Here is a 24,047-nt window from a genome sequence, read left to right on the forward strand (position 1 = left end):
GCATACGGCGCCCAGTGCACCGTTGCCATTTATCCGTCAGTACCAGTGCTCCCGCGGAACCGGCTCCGCCGGGCCGCAGGGAGCGCCCCCTCGAGGGGGGATGCGAGCGACACGAAGTGCGCGAGAGTCGGGGGTGGACTTATTTTGCCGTGGGCATCACGAACTCGGCGCCCTTGCCGATGCTCTCGGGCCAGCGCTGCATCACCGACTTCTGCTTCGTGTAGAAGCGCACGCCCTCTTCGCCGTAGGCGTGCATGTCGCCGAAAAGCGAACGCTTCCAGCCGCCGAAGCCGTGCCAGGCCATGGGCACCGGGATCGGCACGTTGATGCCGACCATGCCCACCTGGATGCGACGGCTGAACTCGCGCGCCACGTTGCCGTCGCGGGTGAAGCAGCTCACGCCGTTGCCGAACTCGTGCGCGTTGACGAGGTCGATCGCGTCCTTGAAGTTGGCCACGCGCACGCAGCTCAGCACCGGGCCGAAGATCTCTTCCTTGTAGATGCGCATCTCGGGCGTGACGTTGTCGAACAGCGTGCCGCCCATCCAGAAGCCGTCGCCGCAGCCTTCGCCGGCGGTGTTGCCGTCGAACTTGCGGCCATCGACCAAGAGCTTCGCGCCTTCCTTCTCGCCCAGGTCGATGTAGCCGGTGATGCGCTCGTGCGCGGCGCGGGTGACGATCGGGCCCATCTCGGCCGCGAGGTTCTCGCCGTTGAGCACCTTCAGCGTCTTCGTGCGCTCGACGAGCTTGGGAATGATCTTGTCGGCCACGTCGCCCACCAGCACCGCCACGCTGATGGCCATGCAGCGCTCGCCGGCCGAGCCGTAGCCCGAGCCGATCAGCGCATCCACGGTCTGGTCGATGTCGGCGTCGGGCATCACCACCATGTGGTTCTTCGCGCCACCCAGGGCCTGCACGCGCTTGCCGTGGCGGGCGCCGGTCTCGTAGATGTAGTTGGCGATGGGCGTGGAGCCGACGAAGCTGATGGCCTTGACGTCGGGGTGCTCCAGCAGTGCGTCGACCGCCGCCTTGTCGCCCTGCACCACGTTGAACACGCCGTCGGGCAGGCCGGCTTCCTTCAGCAGCTCGGCGATGCGCAGCGAGGGCGTCGGGTCGGTCGGGCTGGGCTTGAGCACGAAGGTGTTGCCCGCGGCGATGGCCACCGGGAACATCCACATCGGCACCATCACCGGGAAGTTGAAGGGCGTGATGCCGGCGACCACGCCCAGGGGCTGGCGCAGCGTCCAGTTGTCGATGCCGGTGCTGACCTGGTCGGTGTAGTCGCCCTTGAGCAGCTGCGGAATGCCGCAGGCGAATTCGACGATGTCGATGCCGCGGCTGACTTCGCCCTGCGCGTCGGTGAAGACCTTGCCGTGCTCGGCAGTGATCATGTGGGCGAGTTCGTCCTTGTGCTCGTTGAGCAGCTGCAGGAACTTGAACATCACGCGCGCACGGCGGATCGGCGGCGTGTCGGCCCAGGCCGGGAAGGCGGCCTGCGCGGCGGCGACGGCGGCGCCGACCTGGTCTGCATTGGCCAGGCCGACCTTGCCGGTGACGGCGCCGGTGGCGGGGTTGGTCACGTCCTGCGTGCGGCCGGAGGTGTTGGCGGCGAGCTTGCCGGCGATGAAGTGGTCGATGGAGGTAGGCATGGGGAGAACCCTGATGGAGGCTGTGTCCGGAGGAAGAATGCGGCCAGTTTAGGCAGCGCGTTGTTCCTCGCCTAGTCACGATGCTTGAACTTATTGTTCGCAATGGCGAACAATGCAGGCATGAAACCCCAAAATATCGAGTCGCTCTGGACCCACCTGCACTGGCTCACCGTGCTGGCGCAGCAGGGCAGCTTCACCGCCGCCGCGCTGCGCCTGGGCGTGAGCAAGGCGGCCATGAGCCAGCGCATCGCCGAACTCGAGCGCGCGGCCGGCGCGCCATTGGTGCAGCGCACCACGCGCAGCGTGCGGCTCACCGAGGCCGGCCAGCGGCTGGTGGACGACATGCGCGGCCCCTTCGAGCAGATCGCTCACAGCTTCGCCGGCGTGCGCGACCTCGCGGGCGTGCCGCGCGGGCTGGTGCGGGTGACGGCGCCTGTGGCCTTCGCGCGCCAGCAGCTGGTGCCCAGGCTGGCCGATTTCCTGCGCGCGCAGCCCGAGGTGCGCATCGAGCTCGACCTGTCCGACCGGCTCAGCTCGCTCGCGATGGAGGGCTTCGACCTCGCCATCCGCCACACCGCCGCCCCGCCCGACACGCACGTGGCCTGGACGCTGTGCGAGACCCGCTCGATGCTGGTGGCCAGCCGCGCCTACCTGCGCCGCCGCGGCACGCCGCGCGAGCCCCAGGCCCTGGCCGGCCACGACTGCCTGCACTACCCGCGCGCGCAGGAAACGCCGACCTGGCACTTCGAGACCAGGTCTTCGGCGCCGCGCATCACGGTGCCGGTCTCGGGTCCGCTGGTGGCCAACAACAGCGAGGCGCTGCGCGACGCGGCGCTCAGCGGCCTGGGCATCGCACTGGTGCCCGACTTCAGCGCGCAGTCGGCGCTGCAGTCGGGCAAGCTGCAGCAGGTGCTGCCGCAGTGGCGCTCGGTGGGCGCCTTCGGCGAGCGCCTGTACGCCATACGGCCCTACGCCACGCACGTGCCTCAGGCGGTGACGGCCTTCGTGGCCTGGCTGCGCGAAGCCCTGTCCAATGGCTTCGCACCCTGAAGGAAACATGAAGAAACGGCGTGGTGCCCTACGCGAACGAAGGGTCTGGCGTACCTTGACCTCGGATGCACGCGGTTACGATGCGCGCACCCGGCCCGGGTTTTGTTAACTTTTCCGCTCACCCGCCTCATTCTTCATCCCGCCATGTCTCCCGCCCCATCGCCTGCCGACGCCTCCGCCGCCGACAGCGCGTGGCCCCGCGTCGCGCAGCGCGAGCAGGACGGCCGCCAATGGACGGTGGCCAGCGGCCGGTGGACCACGCTGGCGATGTCGTCCAAGGCGGCGTGGCAGGCGCTGGCCGACAGCCTGAAGGCGGCCCCGCCCGCCGACGACCGCGCCTGGGACCTCCGGCCCGTCGAGCAGCTCGACCACATCGGCGCGCAGCTCCTGTGGGACCACTGGCGCCACGAGTGGCCCGCGACCATCGAGCTGTCGCCGCAGCACAAGGCCGTGCTCGATCACGTGGCGCAGCACACCGTCGCCACGCCCGACGAGCCCGCGCCCACGCTGAGCGACCGCATCCGCGCGTTCTCGCACAACGGGCCGCGGCTCATGTACGTGGTGCGCGACTTCACCGCGCTGGTCGGGCAGCTCGCGCTCGACCTGTGCCGGCTGGCGCGCGCGCCGCACCGCGGGCCGTGGCGCGATTTCTCCGGGCACCTCTACCAGTTCGGTGCCACGGCGCTGCACATCACGGCGCTGGTCGGCCTGCTGATCGGCGTGGTGCTGGCCTACCTGATCTCGCAGCAGCTGCGCCAGTACGGCGCCGAGACCTTCGTGGTGAACATCCTCGGGCTCTCGCTGATCCGCGAGCTGGGGCCGGTGCTGGCGGCCGTGCTGATCGCCGGCAGGTCGGGCTCGGCCATCACGGCGCAGATCGGCGTGATGCGCGTGACCGAGGAGCTCGACGCGATGCGGGTGATGGGCATCCCGCACGGCTTTCGCCTGGTGATGCCGCGCGTGCTGGCGCTGGCCATCGCGATGCCGCTGATCAGCCTGTGGACCTCGATGGCCGCGCTCGCGGGCGGCATGCTCGCTGCCGACGCGGCGCTCGACATCTCGCCGGCCTACTTCCTTTCGGCCCTGCCGCGCGCGGTGCCGATCTCGAACCTGTGGCTGGCGATGGCCAAGTCGGCGGTGTTCGGCATCCTGATCGCGCTGATCGGCTGCCACTTCGGCATGAAGGTGAAGCCGAACACCGAGAGTCTCGGGCGCGGCACGACCTCGTCGGTCGTCACGTCGATCACCGCGGTGATCCTGGTCGACGCATTGTTCGCCGTGCTCTTCAAGGGCATCGGCTTCCGTGCATGAACATGACCTGCTCCCCCAGTCTTCGCGCACTTCGCGTCGCTTCGCCAACCCCCTCGCCGGGCGCGACACCCGCGGCCCGGCAAAGCCGGTTCCGCGGTGTCCCTGGCCTCGGCCATGCGGTGTTCACGTATCGCGCACCTCGCTGGCGAAATGGATCAGCCGCATGAGCATGCCCGTGCGCCCCGACACCGACCCCACCGTGGTGGACATCCGCGGCCTTTGGACCGTGTTCGAGAGTCCCGACGGCGAGCAGGTGGTGCACCGCGACCTGCAACTGCACATCGACCGCGGCGAGGTGCTCTCGCTGGTGGGCGGATCGGGCACGGGCAAGACGGTGCTGCTGCGCCAGATCCTCGGACTGGAGAAACCCACGCGCGGCCATGTCGAGGTGCTGGGCCAGGAGCCCGGCGAGCTCAGCGCCTCGGGCGCGGCCAACGTGGGCATGCTGTTCCAGCACGGGGCGCTGTTCTCGGCCTTCAGCGTGCTGGAGAACATCGCCTTTCCGCTGCGCGAGCTGAAGCTCCTGCCCGACGAGCTCATCCGCCACGCGGCGCTGGTGAAGCTGCAGATGGTGGGCCTGGGCCCGCAGCACGCCAACAAGAGCCCGGCCGATCTTTCGGGCGGCATGATCAAGCGCGTGGCGCTGGCACGCGCGCTCATCATGGACCCGCCGCTGCTGCTGCTGGACGAACCCACGGCCGGCCTCGACCCCGAGGCCTCCGACAGCTTCTGCAACCTGCTGCGCGGCCTGCACCGCGAGCTGGGCCTCACGGTGGTGATGGTCACGCACGACCTGGACACCCTCTTCGACCTGAGCACCCGCATCGCGGTGCTGGCCGACCAGAAGGTGATCGTCACCGGCGCGGCGCGCGAGGTCATCGCGTATCCGCATCCCTTCATCCACGAATACTTTCTCGGCGGGCGCGGCCAGCGCGCCCTCGAAGCGCTGCATGACAAGCCGGCCCCCGAGCGGGCCGCTGAAAGGTAGGTAGCCACCATGGAAAACAAGGCCCACGCCCTCGCCGCCGGCGCCTTCGTGCTCGGACTGATCGCCGCGCTCGTCGCGCTGGTGGTCTGGTTCACGCGCGACAACACCGTGCGCAACATCTACGAGCTCTCCACCCGCGACGCGGTCAGCGGCCTGCAGCCGCAGGCCATGGTGCGCTACCGCGGCATCGCGGTGGGCAAGGTGGCGTCGATCGACTTCGACCCGAAGGTCAAGGGCAACGTGCGCGTGCGCATCACGGTCGACGAGCGCGTGCCGCTCACCACCTCCAGCTTCGCCACGCTGAGCTACCAGGGCGTGACCGGCCTGGCCTTCATCGCGCTGGACGACAAGGGCGAATCGACCGTCTCGCTCAAGCCCAACAACGACGACCCGCCGCGCATCCCGCTCAAGCCCTCGATGCTGGCGCAGCTGCAGGACCGCGGCGAGGCCATCATCAACCAGGTCGAGGAAGTGACCAAGCGCGCCAACCAGCTGCTGAGCGACCCCAACCAGAAGCGCGCCGCCGATGCGCTGGAGAACATCGCAGCCGCCTCGGCCAGCGCCAACACGCTGCTCCAGACGCTCGACAACACGGTGAAGACCGGCCTGAACCCGGCGCTCTCGAAGATGCCAGACGCACTGGCCTCGGTGAAGAAGGCCGCCGGCGACGTCTCGCGCGTGGCCAACAACTTCAACACCACCGTGGGCCGCCTGAACGCACCCGATGGCCCGGTCGAACGGCTGAGCGACGGCACCAAGGCGCTGGCGCAGGCGGTCGATTCGTTCAACGCCGCCACGCTGCCGCGCGTGAACCGCGTGGCCGACGACACCTCGCACGCGGTGCGCCGGCTGGGCCGCGCGGCGGACAGCATCAACGACAACCCGCAATCGCTGCTGTTCGGCAACGGCGGCGCGGCTGCGGGCCCCGGCGAACCGGGCTTCCAGGCGCCGGCCGCGACGCGGCCCTGATTCCCGACGAAGGGAGGATCACCGACCATGAACGCCATTCGCAAGACCCCTGCCGCCCTCGCGCTCGGCTGCGCCCTGCTGCTGGCCGCCGGCTGCGGCGCGCTGCCCGACAAGCCCGCGCGCGCCACGCTCTACGACTTCGGCCCCGGCCCGGCGATGCCTGCCGCGGCACCCGCGGCGGCCACGCTCCCGACGCTGTCGCTGGCCGAGTTCGAGAGCAATTCCCGCCTCGACGGCACGCAGATCCTCTATCGCCTGGGCTATGCCGACGCCAACGAACTGCGGCCCTACGGCCAGTCGCGCTGGAGCCTGCCGCCCTCGCAGCTGCTGCGCCAGCGGCTGCGCGACACGCTCTCGGAGCGCCGCATGGTGCTCGGCCCCGAAGAGGCGGCCACCATCTCGCGCGGCCGGGGCCAGGCGCCGGACACGCTGCGCATCTCGCTGGACGAGTTCAGCCACTACTTCGAATCCGCGAGCGCCAGCGTGGGCCTGGTGCGGCTGCGCGCCACGCTCGTGCGCAGCACCGCCGCCGGCGACCGCGTGCTGGGCCAGCGCCTGTTCACCGTGCGCCGCCCCGCGCCCAGCGCCGACGCGCCCGGCGGCGTGAAGGCGCTCATCTCCGCCAGCGACGCGGCCGTGGCCGAGGTGGTGCAGTGGGTCGACCAGTTGCAGCAGCAACAGCCGCGGCAGTAACCTGCGGCACCGCACGGAAGGAAGGAGCATCGTCCCATGAACGCAACCCGCATCGTCGGCATCCTGCTGATCGTGGCCGGCATCGCCGCATTGGCCCTGGGCAGCTTCAGCTTCACCAAGGAAACCCACCAGGCCAAGCTGGGGCCGCTGGAGTTCTCGGTGAAGGAGAAGGAAACGGTCAACCTGCCGGTGTGGGCCGGCGTGGCGGTGATCGTGGTGGGCGGGGCGCTGGTGCTGCTGGGCGGCCGGAAGGGCTGAGCCCCCTTCAGGCCCGCTGGCCCGACAGCCCGGCCAGCAACTGCGGCAGCAGGTCTTCGGAAGCACCGCGCAGCACCACGGCCGCCGCGTCGTCCAGGTGCGGCAGCGGCTCCAGGTTCAGCGTGATGAGGCGCGCGCCGTGCGCGAGCGCGGTCTGCGGCAGTTCGGCCGCCGGGTGGACGATGGTGGTGCTGCCCACCACCATGAACAGATCGCACTCCTGCGCCGCCACCTGCGCGTCGAGCAGCACGCCGGCATTCAGCATCTCGCCGAACATCACCACGTCGGGCCGCGCGTGCGCGCCGCAGCGCAGGCAGCGGTGGAAGGGCCAGGGGCCGCTTCGGTTGCCGCAGCGGTCGCAGCGCCAGCGGCGCAGCGAGCCGTGCAACTCCAGCACGTCCTGGCCGCCGGCCAGCGTCAGCAGGCCGTCGACGTTCTGCGTGACCAGCCGGGTCGCAGGGCGCAGCCGCTGCAGCAGCGCGAGCGCGGCGTGGCCCGGGTTCGGCTGCGCCGACTCGATCGTCGACAGGCGCTGCGCCCAGAACTTCGTGAAGCCCGACGGGTCGCGCTGCAGGTCCTCGGCGTGGGAGAACTGCAGCGCGTTCTGGCTCTTCCACAGTCCGTCGGCATCGCGGTAGGTGGGAATGCCCGAGGCGCGCGACAGGCCGGCGCCCGAGAACACGACGATGCGCCGGGCATTGCAAAGCAGCTCGATGGCCGCGTGGATGGGAGAAGCGGAAGAAGGGATATATGTTGTGACTGGCATCATCGCTCTGGTCTTGGGGAACTGGCTCCGGCCGCGGCCGCCTGCACCGGCGAGGCGCCGAGCCGCTGCGACACCGTGTCGGCGCAGGCCTTGAGCGCGCGGGCGATCTGGCCGTCCCACGCGGTGTCGAAGATGCCGGCCGGGCCGATGGCGGTGACGGCCAGCACGATGGCGCCAGTGTGGTCGAAGACGGGCGCGGCCATGGCGCTGACGCCCTCGATGACCTCGCCGTCGGAACGGCTGATGCCGTGGTCGCGCACTTCCTGCAGCTGGCGCTCGAAGTCGCTCCATGAAGGCAGCGGCTGCACCGGCGGCATGCCCGCGGGCGGCTGCGGCTCGCCGCCCTTGCGCTGCTTCTGGCGCTGGCGCTCTTCCTCGAGCAGGCTGCGCACCACATCGGCATCGAGGTAGGTGGCAAAGACGCGGCCCGAGGCGGTGTTGGTCAGCGAGAACACCGTGCCGTGCCGCATGTTCACGTGCACCGGCGAGGGCGACTCGGCCGTGCGCACGATGGTCGCGCCGCGCGCGCCCCAGACGGCCAGTGCCACGGTATGGCCGATCTGCTGCGCGAGCTGGCCGATCATCGGCGTGGCGATGTGCACCGGGTCGGCCTGCTGCAGGCTGATGAGGCCCAGTTGCAAGGCGAGCGGGCCGAGCAGATAGTGGCCGCTGGCGCGGTCCTGCTCGATGAGGCCCAGACGCCCGAAGCTGACCATGTACGGATGCGCCTTGGCCGCCGTCATGTCGGCCTCGCGCGCCAGGTCCTTCAGCGCCATGGGCCGGCCGTGATGCACCAGTGCGCGCAGCAGCTGGCCGCCGACTTCGATGCTCTGGATGCCGCGCTGGGCGCGGTCGCTGTCACTGGCTGCCATGGCCGGCCTCGCCTTCTGGTCGTTCGTTCATGAAGAAGGGATTAGACATTAACTGATCTGCGGCTTACACTGCGGTCATTCGTTAACTGCGAATTCGTTCGACTTAGACGAATTTCAAGATTCCACCCACCGACGGAGACACCCGATGAGCCAAGCCAAGAAATTCGCCAGCCAGGCCGACATGGAAGAGAAGAAGGTCACCTTCAGCCAGATCTCGGAACATGCCTGGGCCTACACCGCCGAGGGCGACCCCAACACCGGCATCGTGATCGGCGACGACTGCGTGCTGGTGGCCGACACCCAGGCCACCCCCGCCATGGCGGCCGACGTGGTGCGCCGCATCCGCGAGGTGACCGACAAGCCCATCAAGTACGTGGTGCTGACCCACTACCACGCGGTGCGCGTGCTGGGCGCGGCGGGCTACGGGGCCGAGCACATCCTGGCCAGCCAGGACACGCGCGACCTGATCGTCGAACGGGGCGAGCAGGACAAGGCCAGCGAGATCGGCCGCTTCCCGCGCCTGTTCCAGAACGTCGAGACCGTGCCGCCGGGCCTGACCTGGCCCACCATGACCTTCACCGGCAAGATGACCCTGTGGCTGGGCAAGCTCGAAGTGCAGCTGATCCAGCTCGGCCGCGGCCACACCAAGGGCGACACCGTCGTCTGGCTGCCGCAGGAACGCACGCTGCTGTCGGGCGACCTGGTCGAGTTCGGCGCCACGCCGTACGCGGGCGACGCCTACTTCAAGGACTGGCCGCAGACGCTGGACAACATCGCCGCGCTCAAGCCCGTGGCGCTGGTGCCCGGCCGCGGCGCCGCGCTGACCACGCCGGCCGAAGTGGCCGAGGGCCTGACGGGCACGCGCGACTTCATCTCCGACGTCTACGCCAGCGTGCAGGAAGGCGTGAAGGCCGGGCGCGACCTGAACGCGGTCTACAAGGAGACCTACGCGAAGCTGCAGCCCAAGTACAGCAAGTGGGTGATCTTCGACCACTGCATGCCCTTCGACGTGAGCCGCGCCTACGACGAGGCCTCGGGCCACGCCGACCCGCGCATCTGGACGGCCGAGCGCGACGTCGAGATGTGGAAGGCCCTCGAAGGCTGATCGAACTGCGCCCTCCCCCTCTGGGGGAGGGTTGGGGTGGGGGCAGGCAGAGCGCCCGAAGTGACGGCAGCTTGCCCCCATCCCGGCCTTCCCCCAGCGAGGGAAGGAGCGAAGACCCAAGACACGGAGACAAGTACGTGATCGACTATCAGAGCCTGCGCTTCGACTACAGGCGCCACGCCGACCAGGACGCGGCGGCACCGGCGCACCACCCCGTCGTGATCGTCGGCGCCGGCCCGGTGGGCCTCACGCTGGCCATCGACCTTGCATTGCGGCAGGTGCCCGTGGTGCTGCTGGACAACGACAACACCCTCTCGAGCGGCTCGCGCGCGATCTGCTTCGCCAAGCGCACGCTGGAGGTGTTCGACCGCCTGGGCTGCGGCGACCGCATGGTCGACAAGGGCGTGTCGTGGAACGTGGGCAAGGTGTTCTTCCACGACGAGCAGGTCTACCGCTTCGACCTGCTGCCCGAGCCCGGCCACGAGCGCCCGGCCTTCATCAACCTGCAGCAGTACTACGTCGAGGGCTACCTCGTCGAGCGCGCGGCGGCGCTGCCGCTGGTCGACCTGCGCTGGAACAACAAGGTCACCGGCATCGAGCAGGGCGACGACGGCGCAGTGCTGACGGTGGAGACGCCCGAGGGAAGCTACAGGCTGCAGGCGGACTACGTGGCCGCCTGCGACGGCTCGCGCTCCAACATGCGCCAGATGCTGGGCCTGGAGGCCAAGGGCCGCGTGTTCCGCGACCGCTTCCTGATCGCCGACATCACGATGGACGCCGACCTGCCCACCGAGCGGCGCTTCTGGTTCGACCCGTCGTTCCACCCCGGCCAGAGCGTGCTGCTGCACAAGCAGGCCGACGGCATGTGGCGCGTGGACTTCCAGCTCGGCTGGGACGCCGACCCGGTGGAGGAGCGCAAGCCCGAGAACATCACGCCGCGCGTGCGCGCCCTGCTCGACAGCATCGGCTTCGAAGGCGTGCAGTTCCGGATCGGCTGGGCCAGCGTCTACACCTTCGCCTGCCAGCGCATGGAGCGCTTCCGCCATGGCCACGTGCTGTTCGCGGGCGACTCGGCCCACGGCGTGTCGCCCTTCGGCGCGCGCGGCGCCAATTCGGGCGTGCAGGACGCCGACAACCTCGCCTGGAAGCTCGCCGCCGTGGTGCAGGGCCAGGCGCCCGATGCGCTGCTCGACAGCTACGCCAGCGAGCGCGAATACGCCGCCGACGAGAACATCCGCAACTCCACCCGCGCCACCGACTTCATCACGCCCAAGAGCGAGGTGAGCCGCCTCTTCCGCGACGCGGTGCTCGAGTTGACGAAGCGCCACGCCTTCGCACGCACGCTGGTCAACAGCGGCCGGCTCTCGGTGCCCTCGGTGCTGCGCGACTCGCCGCTGAATACGCCCGACGCCGACGCCGACGCCTTCGCGGGCGCGATGGTGCCCGGCGCAGCCGCGGCCGACGCGCCCGTGGTGCACGCGGACGGCAGTACGGGCTGGCTGCTGCGCGAATGCCATGTCGAGCAGTTCACCGCGCTGGTGTTCGGCCAGGGCGAGGCGGCAGAGCGCAGCCTGGCCGAGCTGAGCGCCAGCGACCGGCCGCTGCACGTGGTGCGCATGGAAGACGGCGCCCGAGGCAGCGAGCTCGCCGCGCAGCGCTACGACGCCCGGCCCGGCACCGTGTACCTGCTGCGTCCCGACCAACACGTGTGCGCGCGCTGGCGCGCCCCTTCGGCGGCGCAGGTGCGCAGCGCCGTCGATCGCGCGCTCGGCAAACACTGACACTGATGGGAACGACCCCATGACCGCATCCAACCCCAAGCTGATCACCGAAGCGCACCTCGAGGCGCCCGACGATTTCTACGAGGCGCTGATCGACGCGCACCAGGGCCTGAGCACGGAAGAGAGCAACGCCTACAACGCGCGCCTCGTGCTGGTGCTGGCCAACCACATCGGCTCGCTGGCCGTGCTGCGCGAAGCGCTCGCGGCTGCCAGGTAGGCAGACGAATGCGGACAGCCAGACGCCGGGAGCGTGAAAAGGCAAAGGAAGTCTTTGCAATTCCTTCTGCGTCCTTTGCGAAACCTTCGCGCCCTCTGCGTCCCGAGCCCGCCTTCCTCCCCAATTCAAGTCAATCCATGAGGACCCAATGACCGCCGCAACCTCCTCCACCGAGCGCCGCTACCAGAGCGGCTTCGGCAACGAATACGCCTCCGAGGCCGTGCCCGGCGCACTGCCGCAGGGCCGCAACAACCCGCAGCGCGGGCCTTTCGACCTGTACACCGAGCTGATCTCCGGCACCGCCTTCACCGCGCCGCGCCACGAGAACCGCCGCACATGGCTGTATCGCCGCCAGCCCTCGGTGGTCTCGGGCCGCTACCAGCCGTATGCGCAGCCGCTGTGGACCACCGGCGCCGACCGCGAGATCGCGCTGCCGCCCGAGCCCCTGCGCTGGCACCCGCAGCCGCTGGACGAAGCGGCCGCCAAGGCCGACTTCATCGACGGCATGCGCACCATCGCGGCCAACGGCGACGCCGAGGCGCAGACGGGCGTGGGCTCGCTGATGTACCTGGCGGGCCGCTCGATGGAGCGCCGCGCCTTCGTCAACGCCGACGGCGAGATGCTGGTGGTGCCGCAGCAGGGCCGCCTCGTCATCACCACCGAGCTGGGCGTGCTCGACGTGAAGCCCGGCGAGATCGCCGTGCTGCCCCGCGGCATGGCCTTCAAGGTGGCGCTGCCCGACGGCCTCTCGCGCGGCTACGTCTGCGAGAACTACGGCGCGCACTTCCGCCTGCCGGAGCTGGGCCCCATCGGCTCGAACGGCCTGGCCAATGCACGCGACTTCCAGGCGCCGGTGGCGGCCTTCGAGACGGAAGAAGGCGGCTACGAGATCGTCAAGAAGTTCGGCGGCCGCTTCTGGCAGGCGCCGATGAAGCAGTCGCCCTTCAACGTGGTGGCCTGGCACGGCAACCTCTCGCCGGTGAAGTACGACACGGCTCACTTCATGGTGATCGGCTCCATCAGCTTCGACCATCCCGATCCGTCGATCTTCACCGTGCTGACCTCGCCCAGCGACACGCCCGGCACGGCCAACTGCGACTTCGTGATCTTCCCGCCGCGCTGGATGGTGATGGAGAACACCTTCCGTCCGCCGTGGTTCCACCGCAACCTCATGAGCGAGTTCATGGGCCTGGTGCTGGGCGAGTACGACGCCAAGCCGGGCGGCTTCAAGCCCGGCGGCGCGAGCCTGCACAACTGCATGGTGCCCCACGGCCCCGACGAGGAAGCCTTCGACAAGGCCACCCACGCCGACCTGAAGCCGCACAAGCTGGACAACACGCTGGCCTTCATGTTCGAGAGCCGCTACCGCTTCATCCCGACGAACTTCGCGCTGAAGAGCCCGGCGCTGGACACCGACTACGCCGACTGCTGGGCCGGCCTCAAGGATCAATTCAAGAAATGAAGCCCACCCCCGTTTCTTGCTCACTTCGTGTAGCCGAATCCCCCCTCGAGGGGGCGACACCAGCGGCCCGGCAAAGCCGGTTCCGCGGTGTCTCCCGAATGGTCTTCGCTTCGCTCGCCGTTGCCGCGAGCGTCACGCTCGTTTCGCCGGTCACAGCGTTTGCTGCGGACTTCCCCTCAAAGCCCATCCGCTTCATCGTGCCCTACACCCCCGGCGGCACCACCGACCTGGTGGCGCGCACCGTGGGCCAGAAGGTGTCGGAGAAGCTGGGCCAGCCGGTGCTGATCGACAACCGCGGCGGCGCGGGCGGCAACATCGGCATGGATGCGGTGGCCAAGGCCGCGCCCGACGGCTACACCATCGGCTTCGGCGCGATCTCGACCAATGCGCTGAACCCGCACATCTACAAGTCGATGGCCTTCGATCCGCGCAAGGACTTCACCGCCATCAGCCTGCTGGGCACGTCGACCATCGTGCTCGAGGTGCCGGCGGCTTCGGCCATCAAGTCGGTGCCCGACCTGATCGCCGCCGCGAAGAAGAACCCAGGCCTGCCCTACGCCACCGCGGGCGCCGGCACCTCGATGAACCTGGCGGGCGTGATGTTCGCGCAGATGACCGGCACCGAGCTCGTGCACGTCGCCTACAAGGGCAGCGGCCCGGCCATCACCGACATGCTGGGCAACAACATCGGCGTGATGTTCGACAACCTGCCGGCCTCGCTGCCGCACATCCAGGCCGGCAAGCTGCGCGCGCTGGCGGTGGCGGGCCCGACGCGCTCTCCCTCGCTGCCCGACGTGCCGACCATGGCCGAGGCGGGCCTGAAGGGCTACGCGCTGGAGCCGTGGTTCGGCGTGTACGGGCCGGCGAAGCTGCCGGCGCCGGTCGTGAAGGCACTGAACGAGGCTTTCGTGGAAGCGCTCGCGATTCCCGACGTGAAGGCCAAGCTGGCGCAGGCCGGCTTCTCCCCGCGCGGCTCGACCGCGCAGGAGCTCGCGACGCTGACCGAGACCGAATACAAGCGCCTCGGCGAAGTCGCCAAGAAAGCGGGCATGACCGCGGAGTGAAGCTCGCCCCCAGGCTCGCCCACTTCGTGTGGCCGCCAACCCCCTTCCGGGGGCGACACCTGCGGCGCGGCGAAGCCGGTTCCGCGGTGTTCCCTGAAAAAGTCCGGACTCTTCTGAACATCTACTTGAAAGACACCCATGACCGCACTGAACGCCACCCATGACCCGAAGCTGCGCAGCTGGGTCGCATCGGCCAACGAGGCCGGCACCGACTTCCCGATCCAGAACCTGCCCTTCGGCCGCTTCCGCACCGCCGGCAGCAGCGAAGACTTCCGCATCGGCGTCGCCATCGGCGACCAGGTGCTGGACCTGCGCGCCACGGGCCTGATCGACACCGACGACATGAACGTGCTGATGAACGCCGGCACGAAGGAACGCCAGGCGCTGCGCGCCGCCATCTCCGCCGGCCTCGCCGAAGGCAGCGACAGGCAGGCCGCCTGGTCGAAGGCGCTGCTGCCGCAGGCCGAGGCCGAGATGACCGTGCCCTGCCGCATCGGCGACTACACCGACTTCTACACGGGCATCCACCACGCGACCACCATCGGCAAGCTGTTCCGCCCCGACCAGCCGCTGATGCCCAACTACAAGTGGGTGCCCATCGGCTACCACGGCCGTGCCTCGTCCATCGGCGTGAGCGGCCAGGTCTTCAAGCGCCCGAACGGCCAGACCAAGGCGCCCGACGCGGCCGAGCCGACATTCGGGCCGTCGAAGCGGCTGGACTACGAGCTGGAGCTGGGCTTCTTCATCGGCCGCGGCAACGCGCAGGGCGAACCCATCGCCATCGCCGACGCCGAGGAGCACCTGTTCGGCGTGACGCTGCTCAACGACTGGTCGGCACGCGACCTGCAGGCCTGGGAATACCAGCCGCTCGGCCCCTTCCTGTCGAAGAACTTCGCAAGCACGCTGTCGCCGTGGCTCGTGACGATGGAGGCGCTGGCGCCCTTCCGCTCGAAGTTCGAACGCCCCGCGGGCGACCCGCAGCCGCTGCCGTATCTCGACTCGGCCGCCAACCGCGAGAGCGGCGCGCTCGACATCACGGTCGAGGTGCTGCTGCAGACCGCGAAGATGCGCACCGAGGGCGTGGCGCCCGTGCGCCTCACGCGCGGCAGCGTCGCCGAAGCCGCCTACTGGACCGCCGCGCAGCTCGTCGCGCACCACACGGTGAACGGCTGCAACCTGCAGCCGGGCGACATGCTGGGCTCGGGCACGCTCTCGGGCCCGAAGCCCGACGAGGCAGGCTCGCTGATCGAGCTGACGCAGGGCGGCAAGCAGCCGATCACGCTGCCGAACGGCGAGAAGCGCACCTTCCTGGAAGACGGCGACACGCTGGTGATCCGCGGGTATTGCGAGCGCCTGGGCGCGGTGCGGATCGGGCTGGGCGAGGTTTCCGGCACCGTCGTCTGAGGGGCTTTTTTTCCTCTCCCCAAGGGGAGAGGGAGCAAGACATCAGGGCGCGGTGGCGGGCGTGGTCGACGCAGCCGGCCAGGCCACCTCGCTCGCCACGCGCGGCTTGCCGATCGGCGCGGTCGCCTTGCCGATCTTGATGGCGGCCATGTCGGCCTCGCTCGGGTATTGGTCGGCGAGCCAGTAGTCGAACACCCGGCGCGCGATGGGCGCGGCCGCGCCGGCGCCCCAGCCTGCGTTCTCCACGATCACCGCCAGGGCGATCTTCGGGTCGTTCACCGGCGCGTAGGCCATGAACAGGGCGTGGTCCCGCTGGTGCTCCTCGAGCGCGCGCGCGTTGTACTTGGTGTTCTGGCCCATCGACACGGCCTGCGCCGTACCCGTCTTGCCGGCCGCCTGGTAGCTCGCGCCTGCGAACACGCCGCGCGCAGTGCCGCTGGTGACCACGCTCGTCAGGCCCTCGCGGATCACCGCGATGTTGGCGGCCGTGAAGCCCAGGTTCTCCGCGGCGGGCTGCGGCAGGGGCATCACGCTGCCGCTGACGGTGTCGCGCGTGGCCAGCGCGAGGTGGGGCTTGTGCTTGAGGCCGCCATTGGCGATGGTGGCGGTGGCCTGCGCCAGCTGCAGCATGGTGAAGTTGTTGTAGCCCTGGCCGATGCCCAGCGAGATGGTCTCGCCCGCGTACCACTTCTTCTGCTCGGGGCGCTTGTAGGTGTTGCGCTTCCACTCGGTGCTGGGCAGCACGCCGCGCACCTCGCCGCCGAGGTCGATGCCAGTGATCTGGCCGAAGCCCAGCGGCTTCATGAAGTCGTGGATCATGTCCACGCCCATCTCGTTGGCCAGCGAGTAGTAGTAGATGTTGCTCGACAGCTGGATCGAGCGGCGCATGTCGACGCCGCCCAGGTTGCCTTCGGGACTGCCGAAGCGGTGGCCGCCGAAGTTGAAGTAGCCCGGGTCGTTCACCACCACGCTGGGGCCGCGCTTGCCGGTCTGCAGCGCCGCCAGCGCCATGAAGGGCTTGTAGGTGGAGCCCGGCGGGTAGGTGCCGCGCAGGGCGCGGTTCAGCAGCGGCTTGTCGATGGACTCGGTGAGCGCCGCCCAGCTCTCGTTGTCGATGCCTTCGACGAAGAGGTTCGGGTCGAAGGTGGGCTTGCTCACGAAGGCGAGGATCTCGCCGGTCTTGGGGTCGATGGCCACCAGCGCGCCGCGGCGGTCTCCGTACATGTCCTCCACCAGCTTCTGCAGCTTGATGTCGAGCGACAGCATGACCGTGTTGCCCGGCGTGGCCGGATGGCTGGCGAGGCGGCGCACGGCGCGGCCGCCGGCGGAAGTCTCCATCTGCTCCACGCCGGTCTGGCCGTGCAGCGTCTTCTCGTAGCTCTGTTCGATGCCGAGCTTGCCGATGTAGTCAGTGCCCTTGTAGTTGGCCTGGTCCTCCTCGTCCCAGTCCTCCATCGCGGTCTTCTCGCGCTGGTTGATGCGGCCGATGTAGCCCAGCACGTGCGAGGCGAGCTCGCCCTGCGGGTAGTTGCGGAACAGGCGCGCCTTGATCTCCACGCCCGGGAAGCGGTAGCGCTGGGCAGCGAAGCGGGCGACTTCCTCGTCGCTCAGGCGGGTGCGGATCGGGATGGAGTCGAAGCTGCGCGAGTCCTCGCGCAGGCGCTTGAAGCGGCGGCGGTCGCGCGGCGAGATCTCCAGCACCTGCGTGAGGCTGTCGATGGTTTCCTCGACATCGCCCACCTTCGAGGGCGTGATCTCCAGCGTGTAGGCCGAGTAGTTGGAGGCCAGCACGATGCCGTTGCGATCGAGGATGAGCCCCCGGTTCGGCACCACCGGCACCACCGCCGTGCGGTTGCTCTCGGCCTGCTCGGCCAGGTCCTCGTGGCGCGTGACCTGCAGGTAGACCAGCCGCGCGCACAGCAGCCCGAATGCGAAGAGCACCGCCAGGCCGATGACGATGACGCGGCGCTTGAAGCGCGCGAGATCGGCGGCGACGTTGCGGATTTCGGTCATGGCGATGGGAGCTTAGGCGCGTGCAGGTGCGAAGGCAAATGGGAGCCGAATGCCGCACGAAAGCGGGACGGATTGACTGGGGGACACCGCGGAACGGGCTTTGCCCGGCCGCCGGTGTTGCCCCCGGCGAAGGGGTTGGCGAAGCGACACGAAGTGCACGGAGCCTGGGGGAGAACTCATAGCGGACGGTTCTCGTCCGGTTCGGGGGTGCGGCGTTGAGGGGCCAGCAACAGCGCGGTCGCCAGGGGCCACAGCGCCGCCTCGATGGCCGGCGATGCCAGCACCGTCCAGCCCGGGAACACGCCGCCGCCGATCATCCGCGTGACCACTTCGATCAGCTGCGAGAGCGCGAAGAGCGGCAGCACCTGCAGCGCCTGCGAGGCCACCGGATACCACAGCAGCCGCCGGTGGATGGTGATCGCGAAGAAGCCCAGCGTGGTGTAGGACAGCGCATGCTGGCCCAGCATCGACGACTGGTGCACGTCCATGCACAGGCCGAACACGAAGGCCGCGCCGATGCCCACGCGCGCGGGCTGGTGCACGCCCCAGAACACGATCACCAGCGCCAGCAGGTCGGGCATCCAGACGGCGCGGCCGATCGGGATCATGTTGATGAGCAGCGCCACCACGAGGCTGCTCCACATGAAGACGGGGCTGACGGGCAGCAGCAGCTGCTGCTGGCCTGGACGCTTGATCATGGGCGTGCTCCCGGCTTCTTCTCGTTCTTGCCCGCGCCCGGCTTGCCCTCGGGGCGCTTGCGCTGGGTCACGGTGGACTGCGCGGGCGGCGGCGCGGCAGGCGTGCCCGTGGGTTCGAGCACCAGCACGTAGCGCGCGGCCGTCACATGGGCCAGCGGCACACAGTAGATGCGGGCGAAGGCGGAATCGGCGCGCCGCTCGATGCGCTCGATCTTCGCCACCGGCAGGCCGGCGGGGTAGATGCCGTCGACGCCGCTGGTGGAGAGCAGGTCGCCCTCCTGCAGGTCGGCGTTGGCGGCCATGAAGCGAAGCTCCAGCCCGCCGCCGTGCGCCGAGGCGTCGCCGAAGGCCACGCTGCGCACGCCGGTGCGGGTGTTCTGCACGGGAATGGAAAGGTCGCGGTCGATCACCAGCGTGACCTCGCTCGTGAAGGGCAGCACCTGCGTGACCTGCCCGAGCACGCCGCGCGCGTCGATCACCGGCGAACCGGGCTGCACGCCCTGGGCCATGCCCTGGTCGACGACGATCTTGCGGGTGTAGGGGTCGGCCGCGTCGTAGAGCACCTCGGCCGCGCGCCCGGGCGTGGTGGTGGTCTGGCGCAGCTCGAGCAGCTCGCGCAGGCGCGCGTTGTCCTGCGCCAGGGTGTCGGCCTGCGCGGCGCGCTCCGCCTGCGCGATCAGCGCCTTGCGGGCGTCGTCCTCGTTGCGCTGGGCAGTCTGCAGGTCCTCGAAGTAGCGCCCGCCGCCGAGCACCGCCTGCACCGGCTTCAGCGCCACCCACTGCACCGGATAGAGCACGGCCCCGATGGCCGCGCGGATCGGCTGCACGATGTGGAAGCGCGCGTCGGCCACCATGAGGAACAGGGAGAGCGCGCCGAAGAAGATCAGCTTGCTGAGTGCCGACTGGCCCTGGTTGAACAGGGGTGGCGCTGTGCGATCGAGCGTGCCCAGGGGCATGAATTCGGCCTAGTTTTCACCGCGCCTTGCGCGAGTTACGGCACAAGAAATTAACACATGACGATGCCAGGAATACCGCGGAACCGGCTTCGCCGGGCCGCTGGTATTGCCCCCTGCAAGGGGGTTGGCGCAGCGACACGAAGTGCGCGAAGCCTGGGGGTGTACCTCGGTTATTCGCTCGTGAAGATGCTGCCCAGGCGGTCCATGCGCTCCAGGGCGATGCCGCAGCCGCGCACCACGCAGGTCAGCGGGTCCTCGGCCACCAGCACCGGCAGGCCGGTTTCCTCGGCCAGCAGGCGGTCGAGGTCGCGCAGCAGCGCGCCGCCGCCGGTCAGCATCATGCCGCGCTCGGCGATGTCGGCGCCCAACTCGGGCGGCGTCTGCTCCAGCGCGTTCTTCACGGCCGAGACGATGTTGTTGAGCGGATCGGTCAGGGCTTCCAGCACTTCGTTGCTGCTGATGGTGAAGCTTCGCGGCACGCCTTCGGAGAGGTTGCGGCCCTTGACTTCCATTTCCTTGACTTCGGAGCCCGGGAAGGCCGAGCCGATGTTCTTCTTGATGACTTCGGCCGTCGGCTCGCCGATCAGCATGCCGTAGTTGCGGCGGATGTAGTTGATGATGGCTTCGTCGAAGCGGTCGCCGCCCACGCGCACGGAGCCCTTGTAGACCATGCCGCCCAGCGAGATCACGCCCACCTCGGTGGTGCCGCCGCCGATGTCCACCACCATCGAGCCCGAGGCCTCGCTGACGGGAAGGCCGGCGCCGATGGCCGCGGCCATGGGTTCCTCGATGAGGTAGACGGAGGTGGCGCCTGCCGCCTCGGCCGCGTCCTTGATGGCGCGACGCTCGACCTGGGTGGAGCCGCAGGGCACGCAGATGATGATGCGCGGGCTCGGCGTGAGCAGCGTGCGCGGGTGCACCATCTTGATGAACTGCTTGATCATCTGCTCGGTGATCACGAAGTCGGCGATCACGCCGTCCTTCATCGGGCGGATCGCCTCGATGTTGCCGGGCACCTTGCCCAGCATCGCCTTGGCCTCGCGGCCGACGGCCTGGATCACCTTCTTGCCATGCGGACCGCCTTCGTGGCGGATGGCGACGACCGAAGGCTCGTCGAGCACGATGCCCTTGTTGCGGGCGAATATCAGGGTGTTGGCGGTGCCGAGGTCGATCGCAAGGTCGGTGGAGAAATACCGACGGAAAGCTCCAAACATGTGCGGAATCCTCTGAGCACGGCCTGCGCGTCGGCAGGTCGTCGCTCTATTTTTTGGGTCGTTTGATGGGGTGAATTGATCGTTTTTGGCGCAAAAGCCGGCGCGTTCGCGGGGGTTGCGGCAAAGGCGGGATAATACCCGAATCCCCTCTGATTCCCGTATTAGCACCGGCTCCGGCGTGCGAATACCTAAGCTTTTCCGGGCCGTTCCGACCTATGTCACTCTCCGCTTCCGATATTGAGCGCATCGCCTCGCTGGCGAGGCTGCAGCTGGCTCCTGATGAAAGCGAGCGCATGCTCAGCCAGATCAACGGCTTTTTCGACCTCGTCGAGCGCATGCGTTCGGTGGACACCACCGGCGTCGAGCCGCTGGCCCACCCCGTCGCCGCCATCGAAGACGTCACGCTGCGCCTGCGCGACGACGTGGTGAGCGAACCGAACAACCGCGAAGCCAACCAGAAGAGCGCCCCGGCCGTCGAAGCCGGCCTGTTTCTCGTGCCCAAGGTAATCGAATGATGAGCAGCAGCGGTGAATTGCACCAATTGAGCGTTGTCGAGCTGGCGAAGGCGCTGGCCGAGCGCAAGGTATCGGCCGTCGAGGCCTCGCAGGCCTTCCTGGGCCGCATGAAGGCGCACGAGGCGCTGGGCACCTTCCTCGACGTGAACGAGGAAGCCACTCTGGCCCAGGCGCGCGCCGCCGACGCCCTCCTCGCCAAGGGCGACGCCCCGGCGCTGGCCGGCGTGCCGATCGCGCACAAGGACATCTTCGTCACCACCGACTTCGCCACCACCGCCGGCTCCAAGATGCTCGCGGGCTACCGCTCGCCCTTCGACGCCACCGTGGTGCGCCGCCTGGCCGATGCCGGCGCGGTCACGCTGGGCAAGCTGAGCTGCGACGAGTTCGCCATGGGCTCGGCCAACGAGAACGTCGCGGTGCCCGCCGTGGGCCACGACAAGGCCGCTCCCGTTCGCAACCCCTGGAACCTCGAACGCATTCCGGGCGGCTCCTCCGGCGCCAGCGCGGCTGCGGTCGCTGCACGGCTGGCTCCCGCCGCCACCGGCACCGACACCGGCGGCTCGATCCGCCAGCCCGCATCGTTCTGCGGCATCACCGGCATCAAGCCCACCTACGGCCGCGCCTCGCGCTACGGCATGGTTGCCTTCGCCTCGAGCCTCGACCAGGCCGGCCCGATGGCCCGCTCGGCCGAAGACTGCGCGCTGCTGCTGTCGGCCTTCTGCGGGCCCGACCTCGACCGCGACTCCACCTCGCTCGACAAGCCGGCCGAGAACTTCGGCCGCTCGCTGAACGACTCGCTCGAAGGCCTGCGCATCGGCGTGCCGAAGGAGTTCTTCGGCGAAGGCGTGGCGCCCGGCGTGCGTGCGGCCATCGACGCGGCGCTCGCGCAGTACGAGAAGCTCGGCGCGAAGCGCGTCGAGGTCACGCTGCCGCGCACCGAGCTGTCGATTCCCGTCTACTACATCCTTGCCGCGGCCGAGGCCTCGAGCAACCTGAGCCGCTTCGACGGCGTGAAGTTCGGCCACCGCGCCAAGGACTTCATCGACCCCGCGAGCAAGAAGAGCGCGCTCACGCAGATGTACGAGCGTACGCGCGCCGAAGGCTTCGGCGACGAAGTGAAGCGCCGCATCATGATCGGCACCTACGTGCTCTCGCACGGCTACTACGACGCCTACTACCTGCAGGCGCAGAAGGTGCGCCGCATGATCGCCGACGACTTCCAGCAGGCGTTCAAGCAGTGCGACGTGATCGCCGGCCCCGCGGCGCCGACCACCGCCTGGAAGATCGGCGAGCACGGCGACGACCCGGTGGCCGACTACCTTGCCGACATCTTCACGCTGCCGGCATCGCTGGCCGGCCTGCCCGGCATGAGCGTGCCCGCGGGCTTCGACGGCGGCATGCCCGTGGGCCTGCAGCTGATCGGCAACTACTTCGGCGAAGCGAAGCTGCTGAACGCGGCGCACCGCTTCCAGCAAGCCACCGACTGGCATTCGCGCACGCCGGAGGGCTTTTGAGATGAGCGAGACCGTGAACACATTCGAAGCACAACAACAAGGCCGCCCGACCGGCCCGCTGGTGCGCGGCTATGAAGTCATCATCGGCTTCGAGACGCACGCGCAGCTCTCCACCGCGAGCAAGATCTTCAGCCGCGCCTCCACCGCCTTCGGCGCCGAGCCCAACACGCAGGCCTGCGCGGTCGACCTGGCGCTGCCCGGCACGCTGCCCGTGATGAACAAGGGCGCGGTCGAACGCGCCATCAAGCTCGGCCTGGCGCTGGGCTCGCACATCGCGCCGCGCAGCGTGTTCGCACGCAAGAACTACTTCTATCCCGACCTGCCCAAGGGCTACCAGATCAGCCAGTTCGAGATCCCCGTGGTGCAGGGCGGCGCGGTGTCGTTCTTCGTGGGCGAGGAGCAGAAGACGGTGCGCCTGGTGCGCGCCCACCTCGAGGAGGATGCGGGCAAGTCGCTGCACGAGCACGAGGACTTCGTCGGCCAGAGCGGCATCGACCTGAACCGCGCGGGCACGCCGCTGCTGGAGATCGTGACCGAGCCCGACATGCGCTCCACCGCCGAGGCCGTGGCCTATGCGAAGGAGTTGCACAAGATCGTCACCTGGATCGGCATCTGCGACGGCAACATGCAGGAAGGCAGCTTCCGCTGCGACGCCAACGTGTCGGTGCGCCGCCCCGGCGAGAAGCTCGGCACGCGCCGTGAGATCAAGAACCTGAACAGCTTCAAGTTCATGCAGCAGGCGATCGACTACGAGATCCGCTGGCAGATCGACGAGATCGAGGACGGCCACAAGATCGAGCAGGCCACGGTGCTGTTCGACCCCGACACCGGCGAGACGCGCGCCATGCGCGCCAAGGAAGACTCGGCCGACTACCGCTACTTCCCCGACCCCGACCTGCCGCCGCTGGTGATCGCCGCCGACTGGATCGAGCGCGTGAAGGCCGAGATGCCCGAACTGCCGCGCGCGATGGCCGAGCGCTATGTGCGCGACCACGGGCTGTCGGAATACGACGCCGCGCAGCTCACGCAAAGCGCCGCGCTTGCCGGCTACTTCGACGAAGCCGTGAAGGCAGGCGCCACGCCCAAGCTCGCGAGCAACTGGATCACCGGCGAGATGGCGCGCCGCCTGAACGCCGCCGAGATCGGCATCGAGGCCGCTCCCGTGAAGGCGCAGCAGCTGGCTCAGCTGGTGAAGCGCATCGCCGACGGCACCCTGCCCAACAACGCCGCCCGCCAGGTGTTCGAGGCCCTCTGGACCGGCGAAGGCAGCGACGTCGACGCGATCATCGAGGCCAAGGACCTGAAGCCGATGAACGACGCCGGCGCGCTCGACAAGATCCTCGACGAGGTGATCGCGAAGAACGCGAAGAACGTCGAGGAATACCGCGGCGGCAAGGAGAAGGCACTCAACGCCCTCGTCGGCCAGGTCATGAAGGCCAGCGGCGGCAAGGCGAACCCGGCGCAAGTCACCGAGTTGCTGAAGGCCAAGCTCAGCTAAGTCTTTTCGGGAAACACCGCGGAACCGGCTTTGCCGGGCCGCAGGTGTTGC

At 69.1% G+C, this 24,047-nt stretch carries 22 protein-coding genes; 15 read left to right on the plus strand and 7 right to left on the minus strand.

Features of this window, described 5'->3' with window-relative positions; genetic code table 11:
* Positions 1–139 precede the first annotated feature (139 nt).
* Positions 140–1,648 (minus strand): CoA-acylating methylmalonate-semialdehyde dehydrogenase, encoded by a 1,509-nt coding sequence (locus FHY06_RS16805; RefSeq protein ID WP_132751917.1) that lies wholly within the window; start codon positions 1,646–1,648, stop codon positions 140–142.
* Between the two features lie 120 nt (positions 1,649–1,768).
* Between FHY06_RS16805 and FHY06_RS16810 the strand changes: the two genes are divergently transcribed.
* The 6 genes from FHY06_RS16810 (at position 1,769) to FHY06_RS16835 (ending at position 6,917) form a co-directional block, all read left to right on the plus strand.
* Complete coding sequence (locus tag FHY06_RS16810) at positions 1,769–2,698, plus strand: LysR family transcriptional regulator (RefSeq protein WP_184605832.1); 930 nt, start codon at positions 1,769–1,771, stop codon at positions 2,696–2,698.
* A 144-nt stretch (positions 2,699–2,842) separates the two neighbouring features.
* Positions 2,843–4,009 (plus strand): MlaE family ABC transporter permease, encoded by a 1,167-nt coding sequence (locus tag FHY06_RS16815; RefSeq protein ID WP_019655428.1) that lies wholly within the window; start codon positions 2,843–2,845, stop codon positions 4,007–4,009.
* 163 nt (positions 4,010–4,172) lie between these two features.
* Entirely contained in the window at positions 4,173–4,997 is an 825-nt protein-coding gene (locus FHY06_RS16820) for an ABC transporter ATP-binding protein (RefSeq protein WP_019655427.1), read from the plus strand.
* 9 nt (positions 4,998–5,006) lie between these two features.
* Entirely contained in the window at positions 5,007–5,966 is a 960-nt protein-coding gene (locus FHY06_RS16825; RefSeq protein WP_184605833.1) for an MlaD family protein, read from the plus strand.
* 27 nt (positions 5,967–5,993) lie between these two features.
* Positions 5,994–6,659, plus strand: a complete 666-nt coding sequence (locus FHY06_RS16830; protein WP_019655425.1) for an ABC-type transport auxiliary lipoprotein family protein — start codon at positions 5,994–5,996, stop codon at positions 6,657–6,659.
* Between the two features lie 36 nt (positions 6,660–6,695).
* A complete protein-coding gene (locus tag FHY06_RS16835; RefSeq protein WP_019655424.1) occupies positions 6,696–6,917 on the plus strand; it encodes a hypothetical protein in 222 nt (73 codons plus the stop codon).
* 7 nt (positions 6,918–6,924) lie between these two features.
* Here FHY06_RS16835 and FHY06_RS16840 read toward each other — a convergent pair whose 3' ends face one another.
* Together FHY06_RS16840 and FHY06_RS16845 are read right to left on the minus strand one after the other, a co-directional pair.
* On the minus strand, positions 6,925–7,683 hold the full coding sequence (locus FHY06_RS16840; protein ID WP_260310481.1) for an SIR2 family NAD-dependent protein deacylase: 759 nt from the start codon (positions 7,681–7,683) through the stop codon (positions 6,925–6,927).
* Positions 7,683–8,555 carry an IclR family transcriptional regulator gene (locus FHY06_RS16845; RefSeq protein ID WP_184605835.1) on the minus strand — a complete coding sequence of 291 codons (873 nt, stop codon included), beginning with the start codon at positions 8,553–8,555 and terminating at the stop codon, positions 7,683–7,685. Before FHY06_RS16845 ends, FHY06_RS16840 begins: the two co-directional genes overlap by 1 nt.
* A gap of 145 nt (positions 8,556–8,700) precedes the next feature.
* Between FHY06_RS16845 and FHY06_RS16850 the strand changes: the two genes are divergently transcribed.
* From FHY06_RS16850 to fahA, 6 genes are all read left to right on the plus strand, one after another.
* Positions 8,701–9,660 carry an MBL fold metallo-hydrolase gene (locus FHY06_RS16850; RefSeq protein ID WP_019655421.1) on the plus strand — a complete coding sequence of 320 codons (960 nt, stop codon included), beginning with the start codon at positions 8,701–8,703 and terminating at the stop codon, positions 9,658–9,660.
* A gap of 137 nt (positions 9,661–9,797) precedes the next feature.
* Positions 9,798–11,441, plus strand: a complete 1,644-nt coding sequence (locus FHY06_RS16855; RefSeq protein WP_184605836.1) for an FAD-dependent oxidoreductase — start codon at positions 9,798–9,800, stop codon at positions 11,439–11,441.
* Between the two features lie 19 nt (positions 11,442–11,460).
* Positions 11,461–11,658: a DUF2783 domain-containing protein gene (locus FHY06_RS16860; protein ID WP_019655419.1), complete on the plus strand. Its 198-nt coding sequence runs from the start codon at positions 11,461–11,463 to the stop codon at positions 11,656–11,658.
* A gap of 148 nt (positions 11,659–11,806) precedes the next feature.
* The gene (gene hmgA, locus FHY06_RS16865) at positions 11,807–13,120 is read left to right on the plus strand and encodes a homogentisate 1,2-dioxygenase (protein WP_019655418.1); all 1,314 of its coding nucleotides are present in this window, start codon (positions 11,807–11,809) and stop codon (positions 13,118–13,120) included.
* Positions 13,121–13,218: 98 nt separating this feature from the next.
* The gene (locus FHY06_RS16870) at positions 13,219–14,184 is read left to right on the plus strand and encodes a Bug family tripartite tricarboxylate transporter substrate binding protein (RefSeq protein ID WP_184605837.1); all 966 of its coding nucleotides are present in this window, start codon (positions 13,219–13,221) and stop codon (positions 14,182–14,184) included.
* Between the two features lie 138 nt (positions 14,185–14,322).
* Positions 14,323–15,588, plus strand: a complete 1,266-nt coding sequence (fahA, locus tag FHY06_RS16875) for a fumarylacetoacetase (protein ID WP_184605838.1) — start codon at positions 14,323–14,325, stop codon at positions 15,586–15,588.
* A 42-nt stretch (positions 15,589–15,630) separates the two neighbouring features.
* On the opposite strand, the gene mrdA is transcribed toward fahA, so the two are convergent.
* The 4 genes from mrdA to FHY06_RS16895 all read right to left on the minus strand — a co-directional run bounded on the left by mrdA (position 15,631) and on the right by FHY06_RS16895 (position 20,469).
* The gene (mrdA, locus tag FHY06_RS16880) at positions 15,631–17,601 is read right to left on the minus strand and encodes a penicillin-binding protein 2 (protein ID WP_184605839.1); all 1,971 of its coding nucleotides are present in this window, start codon (positions 17,599–17,601) and stop codon (positions 15,631–15,633) included.
* Between the two features lie 176 nt (positions 17,602–17,777).
* On the minus strand, positions 17,778–18,299 hold the full coding sequence (mreD, locus tag FHY06_RS16885) for a rod shape-determining protein MreD (RefSeq protein WP_019655414.1): 522 nt from the start codon (positions 18,297–18,299) through the stop codon (positions 17,778–17,780).
* Complete coding sequence (mreC, locus tag FHY06_RS16890; protein ID WP_184605840.1) at positions 18,296–19,255, minus strand: rod shape-determining protein MreC; 960 nt, start codon at positions 19,253–19,255, stop codon at positions 18,296–18,298. Before mreC ends, mreD begins: the two co-directional genes overlap by 4 nt.
* Positions 19,256–19,425: 170 nt before the next feature.
* Entirely contained in the window at positions 19,426–20,469 is a 1,044-nt protein-coding gene (locus tag FHY06_RS16895) for a rod shape-determining protein (RefSeq protein ID WP_007833435.1), read from the minus strand.
* Positions 20,470–20,684: 215 nt separating this feature from the next.
* Between FHY06_RS16895 and gatC the strand changes: the two genes are divergently transcribed.
* The 3 genes from gatC to gatB are packed head-to-tail and all read left to right on the plus strand — an operon-like array spanning position 20,685 to position 23,996.
* A complete protein-coding gene (gatC, locus tag FHY06_RS16900) occupies positions 20,685–20,984 on the plus strand; it encodes an Asp-tRNA(Asn)/Glu-tRNA(Gln) amidotransferase subunit GatC (protein WP_019655412.1) in 300 nt (99 codons plus the stop codon).
* Complete coding sequence (gene gatA, locus FHY06_RS16905; protein ID WP_019655411.1) at positions 20,984–22,498, plus strand: Asp-tRNA(Asn)/Glu-tRNA(Gln) amidotransferase subunit GatA; 1,515 nt, start codon at positions 20,984–20,986, stop codon at positions 22,496–22,498. Before gatC ends, gatA begins: the two co-directional genes overlap by 1 nt.
* A 1-nt stretch (position 22,499) precedes the next feature.
* A complete protein-coding gene (gene gatB / locus FHY06_RS16910) occupies positions 22,500–23,996 on the plus strand; it encodes an Asp-tRNA(Asn)/Glu-tRNA(Gln) amidotransferase subunit GatB (RefSeq protein ID WP_126184113.1) in 1,497 nt (498 codons plus the stop codon).
* Positions 23,997–24,047: the final 51 nt, after the last annotated feature.

The sequence above is a fragment of the Variovorax atrisoli genome, assembly GCF_014195185.1.
Taxonomy (GTDB): Bacteria; Pseudomonadota; Gammaproteobacteria; order Burkholderiales; family Burkholderiaceae_C; genus Variovorax; species Variovorax atrisoli.

Excerpts from the sequence above, each read along its gene's own strand:
- FHY06_RS16820 (WP_019655427.1), top strand. The coding sequence starts at position 4,173 with ATGAGCATGCCCGTGCGCCCCGACACCGACCCCACCGTGGTGGACATC.
- FHY06_RS16860 (WP_019655419.1), top strand. The coding sequence starts at position 11,461 with ATGACCGCATCCAACCCCAAGCTGATCACCGAAGCGCACCTCGAGGCG.
- gatA (WP_019655411.1), top strand. The coding sequence starts at position 20,984 with ATGAGCAGCAGCGGTGAATTGCACCAATTGAGCGTTGTCGAGCTGGCG.
- FHY06_RS16830 (WP_019655425.1), top strand. The coding sequence starts at position 5,994 with ATGAACGCCATTCGCAAGACCCCTGCCGCCCTCGCGCTCGGCTGCGCC.
- gatB (WP_126184113.1), top strand. The coding sequence starts at position 22,500 with ATGAGCGAGACCGTGAACACATTCGAAGCACAACAACAAGGCCGCCCG.
- hmgA (WP_019655418.1), top strand. The coding sequence starts at position 11,807 with ATGACCGCCGCAACCTCCTCCACCGAGCGCCGCTACCAGAGCGGCTTC.
- FHY06_RS16895 (WP_007833435.1), bottom strand. The coding sequence starts at position 20,469 with ATGTTTGGAGCTTTCCGTCGGTATTTCTCCACCGACCTTGCGATCGAC.
- fahA (WP_184605838.1), top strand. The coding sequence starts at position 14,323 with ATGACCGCACTGAACGCCACCCATGACCCGAAGCTGCGCAGCTGGGTC.
- gatC (WP_019655412.1), top strand. The coding sequence starts at position 20,685 with ATGTCACTCTCCGCTTCCGATATTGAGCGCATCGCCTCGCTGGCGAGG.
- FHY06_RS16825 (WP_184605833.1), top strand. The coding sequence starts at position 5,007 with ATGGAAAACAAGGCCCACGCCCTCGCCGCCGGCGCCTTCGTGCTCGGA.
- FHY06_RS16815 (WP_019655428.1), top strand. The coding sequence starts at position 2,843 with ATGTCTCCCGCCCCATCGCCTGCCGACGCCTCCGCCGCCGACAGCGCG.
- FHY06_RS16850 (WP_019655421.1), top strand. The coding sequence starts at position 8,701 with ATGAGCCAAGCCAAGAAATTCGCCAGCCAGGCCGACATGGAAGAGAAG.
- FHY06_RS16870 (WP_184605837.1), top strand. The coding sequence starts at position 13,219 with ATGGTCTTCGCTTCGCTCGCCGTTGCCGCGAGCGTCACGCTCGTTTCG.
- FHY06_RS16810 (WP_184605832.1), top strand. The coding sequence starts at position 1,769 with ATGAAACCCCAAAATATCGAGTCGCTCTGGACCCACCTGCACTGGCTC.
- mreD (WP_019655414.1), bottom strand. The coding sequence starts at position 18,299 with ATGATCAAGCGTCCAGGCCAGCAGCAGCTGCTGCTGCCCGTCAGCCCC.
- mrdA (WP_184605839.1), bottom strand. The coding sequence starts at position 17,601 with ATGACCGAAATCCGCAACGTCGCCGCCGATCTCGCGCGCTTCAAGCGC.
- FHY06_RS16835 (WP_019655424.1), top strand. The coding sequence starts at position 6,696 with ATGAACGCAACCCGCATCGTCGGCATCCTGCTGATCGTGGCCGGCATC.
- mreC (WP_184605840.1), bottom strand. The coding sequence starts at position 19,255 with ATGCCCCTGGGCACGCTCGATCGCACAGCGCCACCCCTGTTCAACCAG.
- FHY06_RS16845 (WP_184605835.1), bottom strand. The coding sequence starts at position 8,555 with ATGGCAGCCAGTGACAGCGACCGCGCCCAGCGCGGCATCCAGAGCATC.
- FHY06_RS16840 (WP_260310481.1), bottom strand. The coding sequence starts at position 7,683 with ATGCCAGTCACAACATATATCCCTTCTTCCGCTTCTCCCATCCACGCG.
- FHY06_RS16805 (WP_132751917.1), bottom strand. The coding sequence starts at position 1,648 with ATGCCTACCTCCATCGACCACTTCATCGCCGGCAAGCTCGCCGCCAAC.